Annotated in this window: 9 protein-coding genes and 1 pseudogene; 4 read left to right on the top strand and 6 right to left on the bottom strand. The window is 68.0% G+C overall.

Features of this window, described 5'->3' with window-relative positions:
* Both ACM2XV_RS10560 and pknB read left to right on the top strand, forming a co-directional pair.
* Positions 1 to 866: pseudogene (locus ACM2XV_RS10560) on the top strand (hypothetical protein); the annotation flags it as partial.
* 43 nt (positions 867 to 909) lie between these two features.
* Positions 910 to 2,631, top strand: coding sequence for a Stk1 family PASTA domain-containing Ser/Thr kinase (gene pknB / locus ACM2XV_RS10565; protein ID WP_487026899.1), 1,722 nt, complete (start codon positions 910 to 912; stop codon positions 2,629 to 2,631).
* 40 nt (positions 2,632 to 2,671) lie between these two features.
* On the opposite strand, the gene ACM2XV_RS10570 is transcribed toward pknB, so the two are convergent.
* From ACM2XV_RS10570 to ACM2XV_RS10580, 3 genes are read right to left on the bottom strand one after another with little or no spacing between them, the layout of a single operon-like run.
* On the bottom strand, positions 2,672 to 3,331 hold the full coding sequence (locus ACM2XV_RS10570) for an anthranilate synthase component II (RefSeq protein ID WP_487026900.1): 660 nt from the start codon (positions 3,329 to 3,331) through the stop codon (positions 2,672 to 2,674).
* Positions 3,328 to 3,489 (bottom strand): hypothetical protein, encoded by a 162-nt coding sequence (locus tag ACM2XV_RS10575; protein ID WP_344775852.1) that lies wholly within the window; start codon positions 3,487 to 3,489, stop codon positions 3,328 to 3,330. Before ACM2XV_RS10575 ends, ACM2XV_RS10570 begins: the two co-directional genes overlap by 4 nt.
* Before the next feature lie 2 nt (positions 3,490 to 3,491).
* Positions 3,492 to 4,274, bottom strand: coding sequence for a class E sortase (locus ACM2XV_RS10580; RefSeq protein ID WP_487026901.1), 783 nt, complete (start codon positions 4,272 to 4,274; stop codon positions 3,492 to 3,494).
* Positions 4,275 to 4,315: 41 nt separating this feature from the next.
* Between ACM2XV_RS10580 and ACM2XV_RS10585 the strand changes: the two genes are divergently transcribed.
* Positions 4,316 to 4,558 carry a cell division protein CrgA gene (locus ACM2XV_RS10585; RefSeq protein ID WP_344775856.1) on the top strand — a complete coding sequence of 81 codons (243 nt, stop codon included), beginning with the start codon at positions 4,316 to 4,318 and terminating at the stop codon, positions 4,556 to 4,558.
* A gap of 129 nt (positions 4,559 to 4,687) precedes the next feature.
* On the opposite strand, the gene ACM2XV_RS10590 is transcribed toward ACM2XV_RS10585, so the two are convergent.
* Complete coding sequence (locus ACM2XV_RS10590) at positions 4,688 to 5,554, bottom strand: rhomboid family intramembrane serine protease (RefSeq protein ID WP_487026902.1); 867 nt, start codon at positions 5,552 to 5,554, stop codon at positions 4,688 to 4,690.
* 30 nt (positions 5,555 to 5,584) lie between these two features.
* Entirely contained in the window at positions 5,585 to 6,124 is a 540-nt protein-coding gene (locus ACM2XV_RS10595; protein WP_344775860.1) for a peptidylprolyl isomerase, read from the bottom strand.
* A gap of 132 nt (positions 6,125 to 6,256) precedes the next feature.
* Between ACM2XV_RS10595 and ACM2XV_RS10600 the strand changes: the two genes are divergently transcribed.
* Positions 6,257 to 6,784, top strand: coding sequence for a DNA helicase (locus ACM2XV_RS10600; protein WP_487026903.1), 528 nt, complete (start codon positions 6,257 to 6,259; stop codon positions 6,782 to 6,784).
* Here the strand turns inward: ACM2XV_RS10600 and ACM2XV_RS10605 are convergent.
* Positions 6,781 to 7,096, bottom strand: a 316-nt coding sequence (locus ACM2XV_RS10605) for an NUDIX hydrolase (protein ID WP_487026904.1), incomplete at its 5' end; no start/stop codon positions are given. The two genes, ACM2XV_RS10600 and ACM2XV_RS10605, sit on opposite strands and share 4 nt — an antisense overlap.

Consider the following 7,096-nt stretch of genomic DNA (forward strand, 5'->3'; position numbering starts at 1 on the left):
TCTACCCGGCCGCTGGCGCGCTCGCGACATCGGCCACGCCCGCGAATCGGGCGGAGGCCGCGCGCCAGACGAAGAAGCGCAGCCCGTGGACCATCCCGCTGATCGTGCTCATCGCCCTGCTCGTCGGCGCGCTGGTGTGGTCGCTCGTGAACTTCCTCGGCGGCGGCAACTCGGCGGCCCCGCACACCACCTCGCCCGCGGCGACGCACACGACGCCGGCCGAGACGCCGACCGAGACCTCGACGCCGACCACCGACAGCGGCCTCATCGACCGCAACGACTACATCGGCCTCACGCAGGACCAGGCGACGCAGAAGCTTCAGAGCAACGGGTGGGCGAACGTCAAAGCCGACACGACGAAGCACGCCACGGACCCGAGCCAGATTGGCCAGGTCTACGACATCGACCCTGTCCAGCGCGTGCCGTTCGACATGCCGGTGACGCTGTACGTCTACGGCGATCTGGTCGCCCCCAGCGCCCCGGCGAGCGCTCCGACACTTCAGAGCCCCACCACGACGCCGATCCCGCCGGGCACCCAGATCACTTTTGCGTTCGGCAGTGACTCGTGCCCGTCGGGCCAAACTCTCACCGGCCGCAGGCTCTACGTGAACGGCACGCAGGTGCAGCAGGTCGACGGCTCGACCCCGACCGCACAGTGGACCGCAGCCAATGACAACGCGGGATCGACGGTCACCGTCACCTACGCGATCCAGTGCGCGAACACGAACTGGTCGACACAGTCGCCGGCCAAGTCCGTGCCGATCTCATCGATCTCCAGCCCGACTCCGACCAGCACATCGCCCGACGGTGCCGATGGCGCAGGTGGGCGCGGCTCTTCCGCAACCCAAGGCAGCGGCACCCGGTGAGCACAGCCGCGCCCCAACCGAAGGTTGCTAACCTGATCGCCAAATGAGCACCGAGGAACTGGCCGTGAGCCCCGACACCAGGCGAGTGATCGCCGGCCGCTACCAGGTCGGCGAACTCCTCGGCCGCGGCGGCATGTCCGACGTGCACAAGGGCGTCGACAGCCGCCTCGGCCGCACGGTGGCCATCAAGCTGCTCAAGCCTCAGCTCGCCACCGACCCGGCGTTCCGCACGCGCTTCCGGCAAGAGGCGCAGGCCGCCGCCCGCATGGCGCACCCCACCATCGTGCGCGTCTTCGACGCCGGGGAAGACACCGTGCGCGACGCGAACGGCAACGAGGTGCAGGCCCCCTTCATCATCATGGAGTACGTCGACGGCGCGCCCCTCGACGAGCTGGTCTCGCGCGGGCAGATCGATCCCGTGCACGCGATCCGCATCACCGAAGGCATCCTCACCGCCCTCGAGTACTCGCATCGCGCCGGCGTCGTCCACCGCGACATCAAGCCCGCCAACGTCATGATTACCCGGCAGGGTCAGGTCAAGGTCATGGACTTCGGCATCGCCCGCGCGATCACCGAGACGTCGGCCTCGCTGTCGGCGACCACGGCGATCCTCGGCACGGCCAACTACTTCTCGCCTGAGCAGGCCAAGGGCGAGCAGGTGGATGCCCGCACCGATCTGTACTCGACGGGTGTCGTCCTCTTCGAGATGCTCACGGGCCGCACCCCCTTCCAGGGCGAGACGCCCGTCGCCGTCGCGTACCAGCACATCAGCGAGATCCCCGCGAAGCCCTCGAGCATCAACCCCCGCGTCTCGCCCGCACTCGACGTGGTGATGCGCAAGGCGCTCCAGAAGGACCGCTTCGAGCGCTACCAGACCGCGGCGGAGTTCCGCGCCGACCTCGAAACGGCGGCGCAGGGCAAGGTGCCGCGCGCGCCGAAGCACCCCGAGCGCTCGGACGCGCTCTTCGGCCCCTCGCCCGTGCAGGTCTCGAAGGCCGAGGCGACCATCCGCCAGCTCGCCGACGACACGGCCCTGCCCCGCACGCAGAGCCGGCCCCCGGCGCTGTGGATCATCGCGGGGGTCATCCTCGTCATGTCGGTGCTCGCCGGTCTGCTCATCTGGGTGTTCGAGCACAACCCGAGCGACGTGATCAGCGCGTCGTCGACGAAGGTGCCCTCGGTCGAGAACGACAGCCTCTCCCAGGCGCAGCACGCCATCACGGCGGCGCACCTCAAGATCGTCGTCGAGTACGAGGCATCCCCCGACGTGCCCAAGGGCGCCGTCACCCGCACCGACCCCTCCGCCGGGTTCGTGACGAACCGGAACACCCAGGTCACCGTCTGGGTGTCGACCGGGGCGCCGACGATCAAGGTGCCCGACGTGGTCGGCATGAGCGACAAGGATGCCCAGCAGAAGCTGACCGACGCCGGCTTCACCGTGGGCTACGTCCATCAGCAGGACGATCAGGACAACCCCGCCGGCACCGTGCTGTCGACCGACCCCGCCGGCGATGCCGACGCCCACAAGGGCGACACCGTCAACCTCATCGAGTCGAACGGCCTGGTGCAGGTGCCCGATGTCACGACGAAGCCCGTGCAGGAAGCGCAGACGATCCTGACCGGGCTCGGCCTCGACGTGCAGCCGCCCCAGGGCGACCAGAGCTGCGCCGTGCAGCCCGGCACTCCCGTGTCGAAGCAGTCGATCGTCGGCGATCAGCCGCAGGGCGCGAAGATCACGATCTCGTACTGCCTCGGAAACGGCTGACGACTGGTCAGCCCCGCTCGCGTCGGCGCGGCGCCGCTACTCAGGCCGACGCTTTGAGCAGCGGGTCGAGCCGCTCGGCGCGCTCGCGGGCGCCCTCGAGCCCGGCCGCCTCGAGCCAGTTGCCGAGCATCCGGTAGCCGTCCTCGGTGAGCACGGATTCGGGGTGGAACTGGACTCCCCAGATCGGCGCGCTCGCGTGCTTCAGCCCCATGATGACGCCGCCCTGTGCGCGCTCGGTCGCCTCGGTGCGCGCCGTCACGACGAGCTCGGGCGGAACGGTGCCGGCGACGACTGCCAGCGAGTGGTAGCGCGTGGCCGTGAACGGCTGCCGCACCCCCGCCCAGAACGGGTCGTCGTCGTGGCTGACGAGGGACGTCTTGCCGTGCATCAGCTCTTCGGCGTTCGTGACGACGGCACCGAACGCCTCGGCGATGGCCTGGTGCCCGAGGCACACCCCGAGCAGCGGCGTGCCGGTGGCGAGTGCGGCGCGCACCATCGCGATCGACACCCCCGCGTCGGCCGGAGCGCCGGGCCCGGGCGAGACGAGCACGGCGTCGAAGCCGGCCAGTTCGGCCGCGGCATCCGCCGCATCGAACACGTCATTGCGCACGACGACCGTCTCGGCGCCGAGCTCCTGCAGGTAGCCGTTCAGCGTGTAGACGAAGCTGTCGTAGTTGTCGATGACGAGCACCCGGGTCACGTGCCCACCGTACCCTGCTGGTTCTGGTCGACGATGCCGTCGACCCAGGGGAACACCCACTCGAAGAGCACGAACAGCACGGCCGCGAGTAGCACGAGCACGATCAGCAGCCGCACCCACCAGGGGCCCGGAAGCACCCGCCACAGCGCCGCGTACACCGCTACCCCACCACCGAGGCGATTGCGGCGGGCGGCGTCTTCGAGAACGACTCGAGCACGGCGTACGAGATGAGCCGCTCGACGGTGTGATACGGCGGGTTGCAGGTCGTCATGGTGAGGATGCGATCGGATGCCTGGGCGCTCTGCTCGCGGGGAACCGGGTCGAGCACCGCGACCTCGTTCGGCTGCACGTACTGGTAGTTGCGGAACGCGTAGGTGTAGAAGCCGTCCTTGGTCTGCACGTAGATCTTGTCGCCGAGCCGCAGGTTCTGCATGTGCAGGAAGGTGCTGCCGTAGCCGGTGTCGTGCGCGGCCACCGCGAAGTTGCCGACGGCGCCCGGCATGGCCGTCGACGCGTAGTGCCCGACCCCTGCGGTCGAGCTGTTCAGCACATCGAGGCCGGTGCCCTCGCGCACCGTGCGCTTCCAGTCCGTTCCGAAGCGCGGCACGTACATCACGGCGATCGGCTGCTGGTTGGCGGGCGCGCTCTTTTCCACAGGGATGTTCGCCGCAGGCCCGACGGATGTCTGGGTGGCGCTGCCGCCGCCGGAGCTCGAGCCGCCCCCCGACGGTGACGCCGACTCGTCGAGCCACTGCCTGCCGAGCTGGGCCGCCGCGCCGTTCTGCTGCCCGTTCAGCACCCAGCTGTTGAACACGTTCTGCCACCCGATGAAGAGCAGCACCAGAACCCCGGCCGTGAGCAGAAGCTCGCCGGCCACGCCGATCAGCGAGACGCGATGCCGCCGATTCCGCGGCTCCACATTCTCGGCATCGGCTCGGCTCACGCGGGTGAGTCTAACCGCGCGGCCCAGTAAACTCTCTGGCTATGGCCTCAAAGACCCGTAGCAAGCTCACGCCCGAAGAGCGAGCTGCCGCACGCGAACACGCGGGGAACCCCGTCTGGTACAAGCCGCTGATGATCGGATTCATGATCGTCGGCCTGCTGTGGATCATCGTGTTCTACCTGAGCGGCGCGACTCTGCCGATCCCGGGCCTGAACTCGTGGAACATCCTGATCGGCTTCGCGATCGCCTTCGTTGGGTTCCTGATGACGACGAGGTGGAAGTAGCTCGATCCGTCCACACACTCATCACACTGGGGATAATTACAGGGCTGTAATTATCCCCAGTGTTATTAAGACTGTGGATAACTCGGCGCTTCTCCACAGCTGTGGAGAGCGTCTTAATAACTGCGGCGGCTAGTAGCGGAAGACCGGGCTGATGCCCGCCAGCACGACCAGCGCGGCCAGCACGATGAGCAGGATCACCTGAAGCGGGAACTGCGAGCGCTTCCGGGTCTCGGTCAGCACGAGCCCCGTGAGCAGACCGCCGACGAGCCCGCCGACGTGGGCCTGCCAGGCGATGTTGGAGCCGAAGATCGGCACGATGCCGATCGCCAGGTTGATGATGATCAGCACGATCAGCTGCCGGATCGGACCGCCGAGCTTCCGCTGAATCACCACGAGCGCGCCGAACATGCCGAAGATCGCACCGGAGGCGCCGACGGCGCCCTGGTTCGGCGCGAGGTACAGCATGCCCACCGAGCCGGCGACACCGCTGATCAGGAAGAGCGTGAGGTAGCGCCACCTGCCGATCATCGGCTCGAGGATCTGGCCGAACACCCACAGCGTGTACATGTTCAGCGCGATGTGCAGCAGGCCGCCGTGGGCGAAGACGCTCGTCAGCAGCCGCCACGGCTGGAAGCTGCCGCCCGCGCTCGCAGGGTACGAGTAGCCGCCCGCATAGAGCAGCGCCTGGGTGACGTGCGAGCCGATGCCCGGAATCGACTGGAAGATGAAGACCAGCACGCACAGCGCCATCAGGGCGTAGGTCATCACCGGCTGGCCGCTGCGGCTGAGGAATCCGATGCGCCTGATCGCCTCAGGGCGCGTGCGCGGCATGCTCGCCCGCGCCTCGCGCATGCACTCGGGGCAGATGACGCCGACGGGCGCCGGCGTCTGGCACTCACCGCAGATGGTGCGCCCGCAGCGCTGGCAGAGCACGTAGCTCTGGCGATCCGGATGCCGGTAGCAGACGCCCGCGCCCGGGGAACCGTCGTAGCTCACTGCTGATTCCCCCTCGTGATCGGGCCGGTGCTAGACGTTCGCGATGTCGATCGACTCGATGACCACGTCGTCGAGCGGGCGGTCGCGGCCGTCTGTCGGCACCGCCGAGATCTTGTCGACCACGGCGCGCGAGGCGTCGTCGGCGACCTCGCCGAAGATGGTGTGTTTGCCCGTGAGCCAGGTGGTCTGGTCGGTCGTGATGAAGAACTGCGAGCCGTTGGTGCCGCGGCCCATCTGCTTGCCGGCGTTGGCCATCGCCAGCAGGTAGGGCTTCGTGAAGGCGAGCTCGGGGTGGATCTCGTCGTCGAACTGGTAGCCGGGGCCGCCGGTGCCGGTGCCGAGCGGATCGCCGCCCTGGATCATGAAGCCGGGGATGACGCGGTGGAACACCACGCCCTTGTAGAGCGGCTCGTTCGAGCGCTCGCCGGTGGCCGGGTTCGCCCACTCCTGCTCACCAGTCGCAAGGCCGACGAAGTTCTTCACGGTCTTCGGCGCGTGGTTCCCGAACAGGTTGACGACGATGTCGCCGTAATTGGTGTGAATGGTGGCCACGGCGGTGTGAATCGACATGCCAGCAATTCTTCCACAGGGTGTGTCATCGATCGGTTTGGGTCAATGCCCTGGTGGTCATATACAAGGCAGGTGGCAAGATGGGTTGCAGCTTCGCGCACCCCGTAACCAACCCCGTGGGAGGTAAGCCCGGTGAGTACGTCTCTTTCGCTTTCGAAGAAGCGCCTCAAGGAACTCGACAAGCTCAAGGCGGAGGCGCAGCAGTTGCTCGCGCACCAGCAGGACGTGCTGGCGCACGCCTCGTCCGTCGCGCAGGAGGCGGGCAAGCAGGCCCAGCACCTGACGCGTGAGCAGCTCTACCCGCGAGTGCGCGAGGGCTACACCAACTACGTCGTGCCCGCCGCAGCCAAGGCGGAAGACGTGGTCAACCACACGATCGTCCCCGTGCTCGGCTCGGCGCTCGGCACCGTGCTCTCGGTCGCCGACGTCGCGAACGACAAGCGCGTCAAAGCGGCGGTGAGCCGCCTGAAGGACACCACCTCGAAGGTGACCGGCAAGGCGCCCCTGCCCAAGAAGAAGAAGAGCGGCATCGGCACCTACATCGGCATCGCCGTCGGCGTCGCGGCTCTCGCAGGCGTCGCCTACGCCGTCTGGCAGACCTTCCGCACCGACGACGAGCTGTGGGTCGCCGATGACCCCGACGCGACCACCGAGTCCTAGAGCTCGATCCCCGCGAACCGCAGTCCGACCTCGACGAGACCGACGCGCTTCAGCGCTCGCACCTCGTCGAGGTCGAACCATGCCGCCTCGTCGGTCGACCCGTCGAGCTCATTGGTGAGCTCGCCCCCGACCACCCGAGCGCGATAGACGATGCGCAACGCCTGCAACGGCTCGGTGGCTCCGCTGAACCGCTGCTCGGCCGGCACGATGTGCGAGTCGATGCCGAGCAGCTCGCCGAGCTCTGCGCGGTAGCCCGTCTCTTCGAAGACCTCGCGGACGGCAGCATCCCTCGGGTCCTCATAGGGGTCTAGG

It is taken from the genome of Gryllotalpicola sp. CP2-P1, assembly GCF_057512245.1.